This is a genomic window from Photobacterium pectinilyticum (assembly GCF_024357955.1).
GTDB lineage: Bacteria > Pseudomonadota > Gammaproteobacteria > Enterobacterales > Vibrionaceae > Photobacterium > Photobacterium pectinilyticum.
On the sequence record NZ_JANEYT010000093.1, the window covers coordinates 1 to 18,000 of the forward strand.

The 18,000-nt window shown below is 44.1% G+C and carries 16 protein-coding genes and 1 tRNA gene; 7 read left to right on the top strand and 10 right to left on the bottom strand.

The window, feature by feature from the left end; all coding sequences use genetic code 11:
- The 3 genes from NHN17_RS22760 to NHN17_RS22770 form a co-directional block, all read left to right on the top strand.
- Positions 1–512 (top strand): hypothetical protein (locus tag NHN17_RS22760; protein WP_255044945.1); only part of this gene is annotated, 512 nt, incomplete at its 5' end.
- A gap of 83 nt (positions 513–595) precedes the next feature.
- A complete protein-coding gene (locus NHN17_RS26000; protein WP_255044946.1) occupies positions 596–1,618 on the top strand; it encodes a KTSC domain-containing protein in 1,023 nt (340 codons plus the stop codon).
- 250 nt (positions 1,619–1,868) lie between these two features.
- Positions 1,869–3,032 carry a patatin-like phospholipase family protein gene (locus tag NHN17_RS22770; protein WP_255044947.1) on the top strand — a complete coding sequence of 388 codons (1,164 nt, stop codon included), beginning with the start codon at positions 1,869–1,871 and terminating at the stop codon, positions 3,030–3,032.
- A gap of 22 nt (positions 3,033–3,054) precedes the next feature.
- On the opposite strand, the gene NHN17_RS22775 is transcribed toward NHN17_RS22770, so the two are convergent.
- The 6 genes from NHN17_RS22775 to NHN17_RS22800 all read right to left on the bottom strand — a co-directional run bounded on the left by NHN17_RS22775 (position 3,055) and on the right by NHN17_RS22800 (position 7,673).
- Complete coding sequence (locus NHN17_RS22775) at positions 3,055–3,381, bottom strand: cytochrome C oxidase subunit IV family protein (protein ID WP_255044948.1); 327 nt, start codon at positions 3,379–3,381, stop codon at positions 3,055–3,057.
- Positions 3,382–3,406: 25 nt separating this feature from the next.
- Positions 3,407–4,108 carry a heme-copper oxidase subunit III family protein gene (locus NHN17_RS22780; RefSeq protein WP_255044949.1) on the bottom strand — a complete coding sequence of 234 codons (702 nt, stop codon included), beginning with the start codon at positions 4,106–4,108 and terminating at the stop codon, positions 3,407–3,409.
- Positions 4,109–4,123: 15 nt separating this feature from the next.
- Positions 4,124–4,714 (bottom strand): cytochrome c oxidase subunit 3, encoded by a 591-nt coding sequence (locus tag NHN17_RS22785; protein WP_255044950.1) that lies wholly within the window; start codon positions 4,712–4,714, stop codon positions 4,124–4,126.
- Complete coding sequence (gene ctaD / locus NHN17_RS22790) at positions 4,711–6,510, bottom strand: cytochrome c oxidase subunit I (protein WP_255044951.1); 1,800 nt, start codon at positions 6,508–6,510, stop codon at positions 4,711–4,713. The genes NHN17_RS22785 and ctaD overlap by 4 nt, the downstream gene beginning before the upstream one ends.
- The gene (locus tag NHN17_RS22795; RefSeq protein ID WP_255044952.1) at positions 6,510–7,367 is read right to left on the bottom strand and encodes a c-type cytochrome; all 858 of its coding nucleotides are present in this window, start codon (positions 7,365–7,367) and stop codon (positions 6,510–6,512) included. Before NHN17_RS22795 ends, ctaD begins: the two co-directional genes overlap by 1 nt.
- Before the next feature lie 114 nt (positions 7,368–7,481).
- Positions 7,482–7,673 carry a cytochrome c oxidase subunit II gene (locus NHN17_RS22800; protein ID WP_255044953.1) on the bottom strand — a complete coding sequence of 64 codons (192 nt, stop codon included), beginning with the start codon at positions 7,671–7,673 and terminating at the stop codon, positions 7,482–7,484.
- Positions 7,674–8,075: 402 nt separating this feature from the next.
- Here NHN17_RS22800 and NHN17_RS22805 point away from each other — a divergent pair, with 402 nt between their 5' ends.
- The 3 genes from NHN17_RS22805 (at position 8,076) to NHN17_RS22815 (ending at position 10,718) form a co-directional block, all read left to right on the top strand.
- Positions 8,076–9,482: a serine hydrolase domain-containing protein gene (locus tag NHN17_RS22805; protein ID WP_255044954.1), complete on the top strand. Its 1,407-nt coding sequence runs from the start codon at positions 8,076–8,078 to the stop codon at positions 9,480–9,482.
- 122 nt (positions 9,483–9,604) lie between these two features.
- Positions 9,605–10,519 (top strand): DUF808 domain-containing protein, encoded by a 915-nt coding sequence (locus tag NHN17_RS22810; protein WP_255044956.1) that lies wholly within the window; start codon positions 9,605–9,607, stop codon positions 10,517–10,519.
- 108 nt (positions 10,520–10,627) lie between these two features.
- Positions 10,628–10,718 (top strand) — tRNA-Ser (locus NHN17_RS22815).
- Between the two features lie 86 nt (positions 10,719–10,804).
- Here the strand turns inward: NHN17_RS22815 and NHN17_RS22820 are convergent.
- The 4 genes from NHN17_RS22820 to NHN17_RS22835 form a co-directional block, all read right to left on the bottom strand.
- On the bottom strand, positions 10,805–11,827 hold the full coding sequence (locus NHN17_RS22820; protein ID WP_255044957.1) for a sensor domain-containing diguanylate cyclase: 1,023 nt from the start codon (positions 11,825–11,827) through the stop codon (positions 10,805–10,807).
- Positions 11,828–12,029: 202 nt separating this feature from the next.
- Positions 12,030–12,878: a hypothetical protein gene (locus NHN17_RS22825; RefSeq protein WP_255044961.1), complete on the bottom strand. Its 849-nt coding sequence runs from the start codon at positions 12,876–12,878 to the stop codon at positions 12,030–12,032.
- Positions 12,879–14,035: 1,157 nt separating this feature from the next.
- The gene (locus tag NHN17_RS22830; protein WP_255044964.1) at positions 14,036–15,592 is read right to left on the bottom strand and encodes a cryptochrome/photolyase family protein; all 1,557 of its coding nucleotides are present in this window, start codon (positions 15,590–15,592) and stop codon (positions 14,036–14,038) included.
- 34 nt (positions 15,593–15,626) lie between these two features.
- Positions 15,627–16,940: a DASH family cryptochrome gene (locus tag NHN17_RS22835; RefSeq protein ID WP_255044962.1), complete on the bottom strand. Its 1,314-nt coding sequence runs from the start codon at positions 16,938–16,940 to the stop codon at positions 15,627–15,629.
- A 594-nt stretch (positions 16,941–17,534) separates the two neighbouring features.
- On the opposite strand from NHN17_RS22835, the gene NHN17_RS22840 reads away from it, so the two are divergent.
- Positions 17,535–17,816, top strand: coding sequence for a hypothetical protein (locus NHN17_RS22840; protein ID WP_255044963.1), 282 nt, complete (start codon positions 17,535–17,537; stop codon positions 17,814–17,816).
- Positions 17,817–18,000: the final 184 nt, after the last annotated feature.

Below are 18,000 nucleotides of genomic sequence, written 5' to 3' on the forward strand. Positions count from 1 at the left end.
TCTGCTCCCTTCACTGTGTCGAGGGATCAGATCATCGCGCTACCAAAAGGTTCCCAGGATTTGTTCAACAACGCCATGTCAAACCCGTAGATCCACCGACGGAAAAACCAGACCCAGAAAGTAAGGAAGCCATTCTAGGTAAAGATACGAATAAAAACGGTATCAGCGATGAATTTGAAACTATCATCGCCGAAAACTACAGTTCAGAAGGCGATATCAAGCTAGCCAGTGCCGCTGCCATCCAATGGCGTTTAATGACGGAAGTTTTCTTTTCTGACGAACCGATATCTAAGAAATTCGCAAGCGACGCCTTATACGAGTCATCATTCATTTATAGCTGTATTTACCAAAAGAAAAAAGCCGATCGTAAATACATCTCTGTAAATCGATTGTATTTCACAACAATCGATAGATCAGCAGCATACCGCAAAGCTCAAGTGAAACTGCTTGAGGCCAACAACCATGAAAGGCCTAAAGAAGTTTCAGAAGAAGACTGTGCAATTTACGATTAAAAGGGACGAAAATGAGACACTTATTACTAATACTATCCGCTCTGGTTCCTTCGTCGTATACGTACGCTAACTGCACCCAAAATGTGGATAAGTTTAACCTGTTTTATGTAAATGGAATGTTCACGAACAGCGAGGCATTTTCTCAAAACATACTAGAAATAAAACGCTTTTATGGCCAAAATCTCGCTGAATTGGACGTGACGAATTCAGGCGTTATCGTCGATGGTGAGCACAATCCAAGTGAATCTTTCTTATCGCAATTTGAGCAGGTGGCTAAACATAAGTTTTCTGAATTAAGCGTCAGCGAGGCCTCACAAGCCGAGATAGCGAGTTTGTTTAGCGGCTTCGAAGCAGCGGAATCGTTGCAAGATGATGTTACTGAAACTACCACTGTACTTAATAGTATTTTGGCTGAAATTGACAATACCTATGGTCAGGATGGCACATATACCCGCTCTGTTGCTAAGTTAACCAGCCTGCTAAATGAATGTAAGAGGACCATGATAATTGGGCATAGCCAAGGTAATTTCTATGCTAACGCTCTCCTTGATGGTATGTATAGTTCATTTACATACCAAGATGGTTCTACATTGCTTCAGTATCCGATGCTTGGGTATTTCGGCTTTGCATTGCCAACGAGCTCTGTCGGTGGAACAACTGGTCAGTATTATTTCCCAGAATTGGTAGACCATATTACTAACGATAATGATTTTATTATGGCCGCTGTTAGACACACACTAGGCGCTGTTCCGGCAAATTATAATAACTCGTTTACCTTTAGTGACTGGACTGGACATGCACTCACAACGTCCTATCTCGATAAGCAAGGGCAGAGCCATAGGGCATCAATAAGCATCAAAGATATTGCACGGCAATTCGTCCCTATGCCGCTCACAGAACAACATAGGGCAAATAGCTCATCTATCAATAGTTATGGGTACAGTATTCATAGCGAAGTGTTGGACATTGAGTTTCACGACAACTCGTCATACCGCTATGTATACGTACCTCGCAACGTCCTAGAGGGTTTCCATGAGGCGGGTTCAAAGGGGGGCTACTTTAACTCACAAATTCGCGATAAATACCAATTTATAAAGATGAATTAACTCCAGTTAGCCATGACAGCTGCGGCATTGCTCGATATCGATTCATGCCCGATCGAAGGGTTTTAAATGGATAAGATTGTATCTTGGTTCTAATAGAAATCATCTGATTTAAATATAAGCCCGCCAAAGTGATTGCTTTGGCGGGTTTTTTTATTTGTTTTGGGGTTTTCCTATATCATATTCAAAGCTTTATTCAGTATTGCGACAGCCACTGCCAATACAATATTGGTAGTGGAAATGGAGGGGGTGAATGATGCAGCGCTGGGTAGGATTATTGTTAGTGGTTTTACTCTCTGCCTGCAGCAGTACGGAGCGCAGTGCTGATCCTCTAACTTATACCATGATGCCTCATTCATTTGAGGAGATCCGGATGTGGGATGAATTTAATCCTGAAGGGTTAAATGCCATGATCCAAACCAACACGGACAGTTGGATCGAGGAGCATCAGAATAAGCCAAGCTTAAACTACTTGGCCTTATCGGGAGGTGGGTTCAATGGTGCATTTTCAGCCGGTATTTTGACGGCTTGGACTGAACAAGGCGATAGGCCGCATTTTGATGTTGTCACTGGGATCTCGACAGGGGCAATCGTTTCTGTGTTTGCCTTTCTTGGCAGTGATTATGATGATGTGCTGACTGAACTGTACACAGAGACAGACTTTAATGACCTTTTTCGCTACAGAAATTTATTTTCTCTTGTTAGGCACCAGTCGATTCTTGATACCTCTCCGTTTGAGCAAAAAGTCCGTCAAATTGTGACCGATGATTTAGTCCGTGAGATTGCGAAGCAGACCGAAAGTGGCCGGCAACTGATAATTGGGACTGCCAATATTGACAACCAACGTTTGGCTTTGTGGAATATTGGCAGAATTGCCAATTATGGCACGCCACAAGCGACAGAATTGATCCAAGAGTTAATCATTGCAAGTAGTTCAGTACCGGGGGCATTTCCGGCCAGGAAAATCGAATTTGAACAAGGCGGTCAACATTTCGATGAACTGCATGTCGATGGTGGGGTGGTACGCCAAGTCTTTTTTACCCCATCATGGGTCGATTTGAGTGATATTAAAGTAGAACAAAATCTCTATGTTATTCGAAACGGTAGTCTAAAGTCTGATTTTCAACCGGTTTCTTACCGATTGAGTCATATCAGCGAGAGGGCAATCAATACCTTAATGCTTAATCAGGCGATAGGAGATGTTGAGCATATTTACCATAATGCTCACCAACAGGGCATGAATTTCAACTTAGCGTATATTGATGAAGACTTTGAAGCGCCGGAAGAGGCTTCACCTTATAGTGGAGAGTTTATGACAGCACTATTTGGTTATAGTTATCAAAAAATGCAGGGGGGCAACGCTTGGCAGGCTGCCCCACCTTCATTGCCTGCATTTTACCGTATCGAAGCAAAATAACTCTATAGGCATAGGCTGGCGGTTAACTGAAGAACATCTCCCGAAGTGCAAAGATATAATCAGCTTCGCTGATCATTAGGGCGATAAGCACCAAGAGTACCAGAGGTGGCAGGAATATAGTGCAGATCAATGCCATCCGCTCCCATAGCATGTGCATGAAGATACAGGCAATTAGACCTGCTTTAATAGCCATAAAGAGCAATATCAAACTCCATCTCAGCATTCCTTCTAACTGGTAGAAATCCACCATATAAGATAAGGCACTCAATGCAAACAGGAGCAACCAGATCCCCAAGTAAAGGCTTATGGGGTGTTTTTGCTGTGTGTTAGTTTTGGTTGAGCTAGTCATATGCGTGTCCTCCTTTAGGAGTTCGCTACCAGAGATAGAAAAACGCAAAGATGAAGACCCAGACTAGGTCGACGAAGTGCCAGTACAAGCCAGCGATTTCAACGATTTCATAATTGCTTTGTTGTTTACTGCTTCCTCGACACTCATAATCTCCCCGCCAGACTTTCCAAGCCACAATAAGCAGATAAATCACCCCAACGGAGACATGCAAGCCATGGAATCCTGTGATCATGAAAAAGCAGGCACCAAATTGGGTCGCGCCAGCCTCGTTCTCCCAAGGACGGAAGCCATCTTCTATCAGCTTAGTCCACTCAAACGCTTGCATTCCAACAAAGCTGAGGCCAAATAAAGCGGTGATCAGCATGAGCAAGGCGGTAGCACCGCGCTTTTGTTGATAACCACAGTTAACCGCCATAGCCATGGTGCCGCTGCTGGTGATGAGGATAAATGTCATGATGGCAATCAATACCAATGGAATAGATTGCCCTGCAATTGTGAGGGCAAAAACGTCACTGGGAATCGGCCAAGGTTCGGTGGTTGTCATACGCACTGCCATGTACCCGACCAAAAAACAGCCAAAGACGAAGATATCGCTGAGCAAAAATATCCACATCATGGTTTTGTTGGATGAAACATTGAAAACCGCTTTGTCAGCAGAGTAGTCGTTGACTATTGATGCCCACGCGTGGTGAGTTGGGTGGTCATCGGTATAAATAGAGCGAGGCATGGGGGGAACCTCCCATTACGTCAGTCGGAGTAGGCCGAGTAAAAACAGCCAGACGAATAATAAGAAATGCCAGTAGCGGGTACAAAGCCTAAGTGCAGGATAGAGTTGGTTGCGATGGCCGCTCCCAGCATGGAAAACCACCCAACTCAGGGCAATGAGTCCACCAAGCACGTGTAACCCGTGCAATCCTGTCAATAAATAAAAAAAGCTTGCCGCTGGGTTAGCCCCAACGCCCAAGTTGGCCGATAGTAGTGCTTGCCAAGCCCACAGTTGGCTAAAGACAAACCCCAAAGTAAATGCGACAGACCAAATTAACAGGGTGTGGCTGGCACGCAATGATGGCAGCAGTGCTGATTTGCGATAGCACAGGTGGATGGTGACACAGCTCATCACTAGCATCACCGTGCTGACAGCAAGTTGCCAAGGTTCGTTGACAGCTTGCCAGTCAGGCAGCGTCATTCTGATCCGGTAAGCAACCGTAAATAGGAAAAAGAACATAGTGATAACGGCGATAAGCAACCATACCGCCGTGGATGTTGGTGTTTGGCGTTGGCTGGCGTAACGAGCGTCAGGATCTTGGGTGAGCGTTTGTAGTGGCTTGTTCATGATCGCTCCTTATTGGCCTTTGCTGTTGGCTCGCTGCCACTCCCGCCGGATGAGGCAGAGGATGGCTCAGGTTCAATCTGCGGTGCTTCCGGTGGCTGCGTTTGTGGTATGTAGTCTTTGTCATGACCGGGGACACTGAAGTCATAGGCCCAGCGATAAACCACAGGGAGTTCTTCTCCCCAGTTACCGTGTTTAGGTGGCGTGTCTGGGGTGAACCATTCCAGTGACGTCGCTTTCCATGGGTTACTGTCGGCCACTTTGCCAAACTTCCAGCTCCAGAATAGATTGATAAGAAAGAGGATCTGCGCAGCCCCAACAATTAAAGCGGCAATCGTGATAAAGGCGTTCATGGATTGAGCCGACTCTGGAATAAAGCTGTAATCATCCCAGTTGTAGTAACGTCTTGGCATGCCGAGGATCCCGAGGTAGTGCATCGGGAAATAAATGGCGTAGGTGCCAAGGAAGGTGACCCAAAAATGGATATGACCCATCACAGGTTTCATCATTTTGCCGGTGACTTTCGGGTACCAATGATATATTCCGCCGAAAATAACCAAAATCGGTGATACTCCCATTACCATGTGGAAGTGCGCTACCACAAAATAGGTATCGGAAAGCGGGATATCGACGATCACATTGCCAAGGAACAGACCGGTTAGCCCGCCGATGATAAAGCTACTCATAAAAGCGATAGCGAAAAGCATCGGTAGGTTGAGATGAATATCACCACGCCAGAGGGTAAATAGCCAGTTGTAGACCTTGATTGCCGTCGGCACCGCAATGACTAAGGTGGTGGTGGCAAAGAAAAAACCAAAGTAGGGATTCATGCCACTGACATACATATGGTGGGCCCAAACAATAAAGCTGAGTGCCGCGATTCCCAAGATAGCCCAAACCATCATCTTGTAGCCAAAGATATTTTTGCGGGCATGAATACTGATGAGATCCGAGACAATCCCAAACGCGGGTAGGGCAACGATATACACTTCGGGGTGGCCGAAGAACCAGAACAAGTGCTGGAACAGGATAGGACTACCGCCGTCATAGCCTGTCTGCTGACCCAAGGAATATATCGCTGGCATAAAGAAGCTCGAACCGAGCAGTTTATCGAACAGCATCATAATCGCGCTGACCAATAAAGCAGGGAAAGCCAGCAAGGCCATAGCCGAAGCAGTGAAGATCCCCCATACGGTGAGTGGCATTCTGAGCAAGGTCATCCCCTCTGTACGGGCTTGCAGTACTGTGGTGACATAGTTCAGACCGCCCATGGTCGCGGCGACAATGAATACTGCCAGTGAGATCAGCATTAACACTATCCCCCAGTCTGTCCCCGGGGTGCCGGGCATAATGGCTTGAGGGGGGTATAGCGTCCATCCTGCCCCTGTCGGCCCACCAGTAACGAAGAAGCTCGCGATTAGGATTAGTGATGCCAGCAAGTAGAACCAGTAACTGAGCATATTGAGGAAGGGGAAAACCATATCCCGAGCCCCGACCATCAAGGGAATGAGATAGTTACCGAACCCGCCCAGGAATAAGGCTGTAAGTAGATAAACGACCATGATCATGCCGTGCAGGGTCATCGATTGATAGTACAGGTCGACATCGATGAAATCGAACTTGCCGGGAAAACCAAGCTGCAGCCGCATGATCCATGAAAGTACCAGCGCAATCATACCCATCGCAATGGCGGTTAGCGTATATTGGACGGCGATAACCTTGTGGTCTTGGCTCCAGACATATTGGGTCCAGAAAGATTGCGGACGCTTCTTCATTGCGTAGGGGCTGGTTTCGAACATTATTCTGCTCCCTCGTTATCGGCTCCGCCGGGATCTGCTTCATTGGAATGAGTTTGTGGCGATGACACCGCCTTAATGTAAGCAATGATAGCCGCCACTTCCTGATCGTTAAATTGATATACCGGCATGATGGCAGGGTAGCCTTTGACTACTTCGGCATTGGCGTTGAGGATGGCGACTTTGAGGTATTCATCGTCGACCAGTGCTTCCGTGTCATCAGACATTATTTCGGTTTTACCATAGAGCCCGAGCCAAGTTGGGCCAACGCCGGGTTTACCATCGATACTGTGGCACCCGATACAGCCATTCACTTCAGAAAGTGTTTTGCCGTGTTCGACAGGGTCGGTGATCGGCTGATTTACTTCTGATGCAGGTTGTTGGGTTTGGGCAAAGGTAGGCTGTTTAGCAAGCCAACGGCCAAATTGGGCGTCATCTTCTACAACAACTCTGCCGCGCATATTGAAATGTCCAACGCCACAGAGCTCGGCGCACAAGATATCGAAGGTACCACGCCGGGTTGGGGTGAGCCAAAAGTGGGTGACGGTGCCGGGCACCATATCCATCTTGGCGCGAAATTGCGGGACGTTGAAATCATGCAAGACATCTTTGGATCTAAGCAGAAACTTATAAGGAGAATATAGGGGTAGATGTAACTCTGGGCTCAATATGATTTTATCGTCATTAGAGGCCGGATCATCAGGATCAAGCCCTAATGGGTTCGTCGAACTGATAAAACGGACATCTGATTTACCGAGTTGATTGTCCTCACCTGGAAAACGAAAGCTCCATTTCCACTGTTCGCCGATAACTTCAACTTCTTTTGCATCATCGGGTACAGCAACGAACTTGCCGTACACCACCAACCCCGGAGCTAAGAGACCAATAATAGCAACGGTCGTTAAGCCAATTAACCAGGCTTCAAGGCGTTTGTTATCTGGTTGGTAAGTCGATTTGTGTCCTCTGCGGTGGCGTTATTTGATCACGAACCAAGCAATCATTAAATTGATCACAATGAAAAACGCACCGGTGATCACCAAGGTCAGGTTAAGGGCACCGTCGATCTCGCCCCAATTGGATGACGCTGGGGTTAGCCACCATGGGCTTAGAAAATGAAAAGTAATGGATGCCACAACCATCACTATCAACACAATGGCAATTGCCATAATTCTGGTACCAATTCCGTCTTGTAGCATCCATGAAAAAGAGCAGAAAAAGAGTGATCCCAAAAGAGAGGAAGAAAATTCCTGTTCGAAAGTTTAGTGTAGGAATAATATATTTGCGAGCTAGTTAACTATTTTTCCCGGCTTTGGTAATGAAGATGTGAAATCACAGCTGAAAATAACCTTTTTCTAAGCAAGGGATAATAACAGGTTGATATTATATATAAAATTCCACTTTAACTGGTGCTTTTGGTAATCATTCGTCTGAGCTTGGTATACCTAAGTGGCAACCTACGTCATAGCCATAGAAAATGGAGAAATTATGGTCCTGAGAATTTGCCGTCTAGACGGTGTTGTGAACTTTAGCCTGGAGAAAAAAACAAGCGGCTTTCACTTTTCAATAAGTTGTTTATTTCACTGTTTGCATTGCTGTCCCCTTTTTCTTATGCGAACTCTGCGAAAATTGATCCATATATCGGTATTTATCATGCCGCTATCCCCTATACCCCGTATGCTGTAATCAAAAAGCATGGTGAACGCTACTTTGCGGTGGTCTCAACGGGTTCATTTGAGCTGGTGGTTAACGATAAAGGAGAATTCAACGCCAAAAATAAAAATATTCCATTGAGTGGCAAGTTTGAGCAGTTAGTCGATGGTATATATCAGCATAAAGTGACTAATTTATTCGGACAACAATATACCTACGTGCGTGAAGATATGCCGGAAGAAGCGTTTATTCCGGCCTTGTATAGTGATGATGTTTATTTTGAAGGGTTTAGTCATGCCGCAGGCCAACATTGTGCGAAACCCTACTCGAAGCAAGATAAGTCCACAAATGAGGTTATCAATAACTCAAAAAGAATGAGTGGATTAATATCTAAGATTGAAAAATCTGATACAGACTATAGCAATATCAACAGTTTGCTCGTTTTGAAAGACGACAAACTGGTTTTCGAAAAGTATTTCAATGGTTGGAAGGCAGATGAGCCTCATACGATTCAGTCTGTAAGCAAAAGTCTTACCTCATTATTGGCGGGCATTGCCACCCAGCAAGGGTACATTGCCAATGTGAATACCCCTGTTTCTGAGCTGCTTCCGAAATACAAAGACATGTTCTCAGGCCGCAAGTCTGAAATAGCCCTTAAGCACCTGTTAATGATGGCGTCAGGCCTGTATTGGGATGAGTGGTCGACGTCATATGAAGATCCCAAAAATCTGCGCAGTCAGGAAATGGCCAGTGAAGATTCTGTCGCGTTTACCCTGTCGCAGCCTATGAGCCAAAAACCGGGAGAAAAGTTTACCTACAGTGGTGGCAGCGTGTCTGTGGTTGGCGATATTATCCGACAAGCGACGAAAGCAGACTCTGTTAGTGATTATGCTAAAAATGGACCACTCTCAGCACTTTGTTTTGATAACGCCTATTGGATGAAGCAAACCGATCAGCGTTCCAATGTCGCTGGAGGTGTGATGCTACGCCCGAGAGATATGATGAAGCTGGGTCATCTGGTTCTAAATGAAGGGCAATGGAACGGTAAACAGTTGCTCGATGCCAACTGGCTTTCAGCATCGACAACGCCGGTTATGCCGACTAGTCTACCGGGCTATAAATATAGTTATTTCTGGTGGAACACCCAATATATTCATAACGGCAAAAAGTATCAGGCCGTGAATGCGTTGGGTTATGGTGGGCAGGAAATTGTTATCATAAAAGAGCTTGATTTAGTCGTGGTAAAAACGGCAAGTAACTTCCATATTTCATCCTTGATAGGGACAATTATGGCTGAACACATTTTGCCGACATTTGCTGGGTAGTCTCTTTTTTCTCACTTCTGGAAGGTTGTAGGGCAAATTTGATTCAATCTTGTCTAGTAAAAGTGCTTAGGTTCGCTATGTTTAGAATATCCGTGAAAGTATTGCAGATATAGGAGAGCTCAGTGGCCGGAGCAAGTTTATTAACCCTGCTAGATGATATCGCCACCGTGCTCGACGATGTCGCGGTAATGAGTAAAGTAGCTGCCCGCAAAACGGCAGGAGTGCTGGGGGATGATCTGGCATTGAATGCCCAGCAGGTGTCAGGCGTTCGTGCTGAACGAGAAATTCCCGTGGTGTGGGCCGTTGCCAAGGGCTCTTTTCGCAATAAGCTGATCTTGGTGCCGGCAGCATTATTGATCAGTGCATTTGCGCCTTGGTTAATCACCCCGATGCTACTGATCGGCGGCTTGTTTCTTTGCTTTGAAGGGTTTGAGAAAGTCGTAGAGAAGATGTTTCATCCGGCGGGCCCAAAGGAAAGTGATGAACGTGAGTTGTTGGCTGCTGCTGAAGATCTGGTTGAGTTTGAGAAAAAGAAAATTCAGGGGGCGATTCGAACCGATTTTATTCTATCGGCTGAAATTATCGTGATTGCGTTAGGTACGGTGCAAGAATCCGCCATGCTGACCCAAGTGTTGGTGGTCTGTGTTATCGCTTTGTTGATGACCATTGGGGTGTATGGCCTTGTGGCAGGTATCGTAAAATTGGATGACGCCGGGTTGTACCTTGCCCGAACCAGTGAGCCGGGTACTTTGAAACGGGGGTTTGGCGAGAGTTTAGTTAAAGCGGCACCATACCTGATGAAGTTTCTGGCTATCGTCGGCACTATCGCGATGTTCTTGGTTGGTGGCGGCATAGTCGTACACAGCATGCCACACTCCCATATATTGATCGACCACCTAGCTCAGCAAGCTTCCGTTGTACCTGGCGGAGCCTTGATGCTTCCTGCATCTGTGAATGCGGCTGTTGGTTTACTGAGTGGTGCGGCGGTACTGTTTTTGGTAACGGTATATCGAAGAGTTAGGGATGCAGTGGCTTAGATGTGCATAGTTTTTGGCTGCTATGTGTTGTACTTGGTTGTTGTGCGAGCAGTTGAACCAAAGTGGCTTTACAACAAGAAAGTCCTACATTATTATACGCCGCACAAAGGAGAGATGGCTGAGTGGTTGAAAGCACCGGTCTTGAAAACCGGCATACGTTTGTAGCGTATCTAGGGTTCAAATCCCTATCTCTCCGCCAAATTCTAAGGGCTTGCAGTAATGCAGGCCCTTTTTACATCTGGAACATTTGGTTCAAATCCCCGAAGGATGGTGACTATTTGATGTTTAGTTGCTTCTTTTACTCATTTTATTGGCATACATACGCTTATCGGTCTGAATATACAATTCGTTGAGGTCTAAACAGTCGTTTCCCTGTACGCTCAAGCAGCCATAGCTGACACTGAAGTCATTGGGGTAGTCTGCAAAGGCTTCGTGGTTTGCCAGGGTTGTTTGATAGTTAACCTCAATCTGTTGGCAGCGAGCCCTGAGATCTGTTTCGTTGATATTTGGGGAGAGTACAATGAACTCATCGCCACCGACCCGCGCGACAATATCGCTGGCGCGGGTGAGTTTTCTAATCTCCGCTGCCAGTGTCTGGATCGCTATATCACCGCAGTTATGACCAAGTTGGTTGTTTATCTGTTTTAGGTTATCCGAATCAAAATAGGCGATAGCAACGGATTCAGTGTGCTCTCGTAATCCACTTTCGTTTTCATTGGTGTTGGTTGCGTGGGCTTTGCATATGATTTTATGGGCTAACACAGAGAGACCGCGTCGGTTATATAAACCGGTTAGCTCATCGGTGAGGGCCTGCATTTTCAAATGTTCATAGGCATCAATGAGCTTGAGATCAGCGGTAATGAGTTCTTTTAGTTGTTTGAGAAGTTGAAAGAGGGTGCCATTATACTCACTTGGTTTTGTGTCTATGGCGCAGATGGTACCGAACACGGTGTTGTCAGGCCAGTATATTGGCATACCAAAATACGAACGAATGGGCCCTTCTTTCACAAAGGGTATTTGGCTCCAAGTCGGGTGATTAGCAGGATCAGCGACATAAACCGAGTCACCTTCTTCGATGACATGCCGACAGAAGCTGTTCATTTCACACGGCCAAACATCAGAGGGTTTTAGAAAATTGTCATTGTTTTGGCTAGTGCGAACGGTAAAGAATTCTTGATCGCGTAATTGAACGATAGCTCCGCAAGTACAGTCGAAAAGTTGTGATATTAAATCGACGGTTTTCTGCCATTTCTCTAAATCTAGTACTGGATGTTCATTCGAAGTAAGAAAATGTGCCCGGTCAAACATATTTAGCCTCCCGCTTAGCATTAGAAGTATATACCGCAGAAGGGGAAAATGAGGAGAAAGTCAGTAATGAGAGTCTTTTTATATGATCTTGGTGGTAATTTTTTGCGTTTAAACCAGCGTTAACTACTTTTCTACTTCCAGTCATACAGGGAACCCATGTGACTGGAAGGATGTGCAGATATAAGACTAGCCCTTGTACGGATTAAGAACAAACAAACCACGAGTTGGCAGGCGCTGTAATGTAAGAAGAACGGTGCCAGTTAACTCTGTCCAATGAGGGGGCGGTTCTAATATCCCCCTTGAACTTGTCTTTTACTGATACCTTCACGAGCCCATCATTAACGCTAAAGACTTGTCCGCGATAGGTATGGCCAAGATTGGTTTGGTGTGGATGATCGTACAAGCATACCGTGGCTCCAACACTGGAATAGATGTATTTGCTTTCTTCTCCCCATGGCGCTGTTGTTGGTGAAGCAGGTTGATTAATTGTGTACATGGTTGCGCTAGCAGGTGTCAATTGACGCAGCGGAGAATAGGGCTCATAACCAAGAACCTGCGCACTTTCATACCATTGGTTTTGGTCAGCTTGGGTGTTTTCGTTAAGTCGTAGAGTGACAAACGGGCCATCCAAACATAAATCGGCCCAAAGGGCTGTGCTGGTAATGTTAGCGGAGAACAAGGGCATTTCGTTAGGAGTATTGGCTGAACTGACACACCATGCGCCACTGCCTTGATTAATCAGTTGCCCTCCATTAGTGTCACAAACCCGCTTGGCTAATGCTTGGTACTCTATAATATCGTTAGCCGCTTGTTTAGGGTTGTCTGAACAATAGCGGTAGGTATAGGCAAACGTATTTTTGGGGTAAAACACACCTTTATCGACAACCGCTCCGTTTCGTCGGGTATCGGTTAAAGCAATGAAGCTTTGGGTTGAGTCATAGAAGCTGTATTCACCGCTTCGCCTGACAGTGTCAGGGCTAGAGCTACAGCCGCTGAGTAATAATGGAATAACTAGGAAGAATGGAAAGAGTCTTTGTACGAACGAAAACATCACGCATCTACCTCCAACGCCAACAACATGACTAATGTCAGAACACTTACACGAGAAGAAAAGTGTTATCTGTGTCACAAAAATAGCATGGCTATAAGTATATCGTATTTACATCGAACTGCTTGGAATGTCGGTGAGGTTGGTATAGCAGTGATAGATAGGGACTTGCCGCGAATAAACCCAAGTACCTTACGGTTACTTGGGTATATAGAGTTATTGGCTTCGTGGTGAAGTAGTATGCCTGCAAAAATAATCGTCATATCTCACGTGCAATTTTATAAATGCGCCAAAATTTATTTGTGCCATTAAGTATTGAGAAATGGGTACTTCTGCTGGGATTAAGCCGAATGCTGCTCGATAGGCAGTTTAAATTAGAATTGTCGCAAGCCTCGTGAGTATTGGGTGACCATGAGGATGAATCACGTTCACTGGCGCTTGAAAAACGCCGTATATAGCCTTCTTAATATCGCAAATGAAGTATTTTTCACTGGCGTGAGCTATTTTTGTTATGTGTTCAAAAAACATTTTTGGCAAAGAACAATTCGATTTAAGTAAGTGGAAAATTAAATATACAACGAAGTGTTTATTTTTACAGTACTATAAAGAGTGATCTAGTAAGAGCGTATTTTAATGATACTGCCGCAGTTGCTACATTTATATATTGAGTTATAAAGTATCCTTTCTAATCGGTTCCTTTTCTTGCGTTGAGCAAAAGGTGTATCACAGCACATCATATTTTGTCCTTATAGATTGAGTCCTGATAATAATAATATTGAATAACAAAAGGGCTTTTTGTGACATTGCTCCCAAAACCTGGCATTGTGCTTTACTAAATATATTTCAAAATGTGATCAATGTTCCATTGCGTGTTGTGGTAGTCAGTTTTGTATATTTTCTTGTGCATGGAATTATTTGCCTGCATAAAATATATTCGACAGTTGGCGTAATTTTACTTTTATATTTATTGCCGTCAGTTTTAGGTCACGTTATATCCACTAAAAATTGCTTACATATAGCCAATGTCAGCGGTTAGGTCTGGACAGATTATCTAATCAGCTTTTGAAGGAAGGTACTGAGGGGGGAACGGCGCAGCGATGAGTGTTGGCTCTTTTGCCGCATATGCGCTTAGTCGTGTTTATTGTACTTCTACACTTTAATTAAATGTTATCTATATTTTTGAGTATTCTATTCGCCTTGGCGATAATCCGCTTTCTGTCTTGCTCCTTTAAGTTATCCCAGCTTCGATAAATCATTCTTGTTCTATGGTTCTTCGCTAACCATGATTCGTGCTGATGTAAAAAATTCCAGTATAAACTATTAAGAGGGCATGAATTTGCTTCTGTTTTTGTCTTTACATCATAGTTGCAATGCTTACAGTGGTCGCTCATCTTGTTGATATAATTACCGCTGGCTGCATAGGGTTTGGTTGCGATAATGCCATTATCGGCAAAGAGTGCCATGCCGCGAGTATTTGGCATTTCCACCCATTCAATTGCATCAATGTATATTCCGAGGTACCACTCCTCAACTTCGTCAGGAGCGATACCTGTTAGCAGGCAAAAATTACCTGTTACCATCAAGCGCTGAATATGATGGGCGTATGCGTAATCCAAAGATTGTGTTATTGCGGCTTTCATACAAGCCATCTTGGTATGTCCAGTCCAAAAAAAATCTGGTAACTTTCGTTCAGCTTTCAGGGCGTTGAGTTTTTTGTAGTTGGGCATGTTGGCCCAATACATTGCACGGATATATTCCCTCCAACCGATAATCTGTCTTACAAAGCCTTCTATTTGCGCTAAGTCGATAGAACTATTTTGTTCATAGGCACAGATTGCTTGCTTCAAAACATCTGTGGGGGACAGAAGTTTTGCGTTCAAGGCAAATGAGAGTCGAGAGTGATATAAGCTCCAACTGTGTGGTGATTTCTCAGTCATTGCATCTTGAAAACAACCAAAAAACGGTAGGCATTGCTGGCAAAAAAAATGCAACAACTCTTGAGCTTGGGCGGTAGTGACTGGCCACAATAGTTGAGGTTGAGCCTGACCAATGGTCCGAACTTGGTGAACTGCAATTCTATTTAAAATATCGTTAACGTTGTTGGAAAAACAGAGTGGGCTAGGGATATGTTCAAGTTCATGCTTTTTAAGCTTGTTACGATTACTCTTATCAAAATTCCATTTTCCACCAAGTGGTTTGTCACCATCCATCAGCAGATCAAACCTTCTCCTCATACGGCGATAAAAGTGCTCCATTAATACATGCTTTCCTGGTGGAAAGTCTTCCTGGATCTCATTGAACGGCAGTAGGAAGTGCTCCGTATCATATTCTCTGCATCGAATATTCGCTTGGCTTAGGGAGCCTGCTAAAGAATGAAGCTGTTCATAAAGCCTGTATTCATCAGGGCGCTGGAACTCGAAACATTCGCAATTGTATTGCAGAATCAAGTCATTGATAAGAGAAGGTAAATCTTCAAACTGTGCGGACAGATCCAAATTTAGATGGATAACATTATGGCCTAACTGTTTTAACTCTTGCGCGAAATGCTCCATTGCAGCAAAGAATGCCGAGACTTTTTGTATATGATGTGCGACGTATGCAGCTTCTTGATGAAGCTCTGCAATGAGGTACAGGGTTGAGTCATCGACAGTACGATACCAAGAATGATTAGCATTTAACTGATCCCCTAAGATCAATCTGAGTGTTCTATGTTGCATATTTGCCATTTCGGTACGAATCCTTTACCAATAGTCAGCGTATAGGCCAATCAGAGGCATCTACCGAGTCGATATTGCCATCATACTTATCTCCACCCCATTTACGAATAAACTCTTCACTAGGATCATAGAGCGCAGTTTGTTTTGCTAAATTGAAGTGGCGGCCCTGCTGAGGATCGGCTCCGACGCCTGCAATATACTGCCAGTTTCCCCAGTTTGAAGCGGTGTCATAATCAATAAGATGCTCTTCAAAGAAGGCGGCACCATAGCGCCAGTCCACACTGAGTTCATTCACCAAGCAACTCGCTGCTATTTGTCTTCCGCGGTTGGATATATAACCGGTATTCCGGAGCTGATTCATTAATGCGTTAACAATAGGATAGGGTGTATTTCCCTCACACCAACGGCGGAATCGCTCGGGGTAGAAGGCGGTATGCGGTAGCGTCGATGTGATTCCCGAAAAAGTATAAAGTCTTGACCCGTAGCAATGGGCATACCATTGGAAATATTCGCGCCAAAGTAGCTCGAATTTTATCCATTGAGTAGATTCATTGCATTCGATATCGGTTTCATATTGGCTTAAGTGTTTGAGAAGTTTGTTCGCAGATAAGCACCCTAATGCCAACCATGGTGAACACTTGGTCGAATTCTCCCAGCCGTCAAGTTCATTTCGGGTCAATTTGTAGCGACTGGGCGCATTGGAAGTAAAATAGCGCTCAAGATGCTTTAAAGCCGCTTTTTCACCGCCATTGAAATCAGCTAACAGCTTTGGGTTAATCATTGGACTTACCACATCAAAAGCTTTGAGCCTGCCTGGAGATGGTGGCAGCTTAGCAATGGTTGTTATCGGTGAACGAATCTCTAACTCATCGACTTGTTTACGGAATTGGCTGAAAGTAGGTGGAAGCGATGTTTTAACGTCAAAAGGCAATTCGACTGCGTCAAACAGGGTGTGTGTCGCAATTTTACGGAACGTAATATATGGGTACCTTCCCTTGAGCGTGTGCCAGTTGCGTTGCTCATACACACCAGCATTTTCGCTGGTATAAATCATGGAGACGTTGTACTGGCTGATTAACTCAGGAATAACATTCAGCGGATGGTCCAGTATGACATGCAAGCTCTGGCCTCGATGACTGAGTTGTTCTGCAAGATTATGGAGTGACTGTAAGAGAAATTGCTTCCTGTAGATACCGTGCTTATCTATATGGTAAGGGTAGCGATTAGCATTATTGACCGGTAAGCAGTACACACAGATAAGGTGATCGGCTTCTTGAGTTGCTAAGGCAAGTGCCGAGTTATCATGCAGTCTTAAATCGTTTTGAAAAAGAAACAAACCTGTTGCCATTAAAGATCCCTCTAAGCCAAAGTGCTAGCTTAACTATAGGCGGATAATCGCAATCATTTATGATTTGCATAAAAATAATTATTGATTGTAAAAGTGGAAAACAATGATGTTACTGTTGTACGAATGATAATTATAAGAAGCACGATTAATTGCGCCGATCTTCAATATGACTAGCGAATAAATTTATATAATCACACCGTTTATTGAACAACATAACAGTTATTAATTGACTTATTTATCATTAATCTATGTATATTTATAACGTAATAATGCCTAGTAAAATAGGCGCTTCCTATTAATTTATTGGTTAACAAATTTTAAATCATGGCTGTGCTGTTAACTTCAATATAACATTTATGCTTATAAAATAGATTCAATATACCTTTTTTACCCGCGGTGTGCCTAATCATATATACATTTAATGATGTTTTTATTGACGTATTGGATTGAAATGTAGACATTGAGGGATTTAATGTTTCTGTAATAACGTGTTACAAAGTGGGCTTTCTTTGAGTTGGGACCAATGTCACATAATATATTGTTTCAACATGCATAATTTAATTATGGCATGACTGGAATGAAAGGGATATCATTATGATACCAGCAATAAAGCTTTATACTAAAAATAAAGAATTAAGAGAGGCTATAAACCAGCTAATAAATTACCTTCCACAGGATTATAATGGGCAAATATATGACTCGCTGTATGAAATGCATCATTCAGAGACGACTGGTGTGAGTGATAATATCTATATCATTGATTATAAGAGTTTAACTGAAGTGGAGAAGTATGTATTTCACGTTCAAGGGGATAAAAGATCTTGGATCTTAGTCAATATCGATGATGCTACGACATCAGATACTATTTTATTGTAGTGGTACGGTGAATTTGGCCACCTGATTAGAGGTGATATCATCACCTCAGAAGCTAACAGGTGACACAATGACAAAACGTAGCAGAAGAACATTTAGCCCCGAGTTTAAACTAAATAGCTGTTCCTAATAGTAGATCTCTCAGGGAAGGGAACTCAGTCCAAATTGTGCGATCTGATCAGTTACC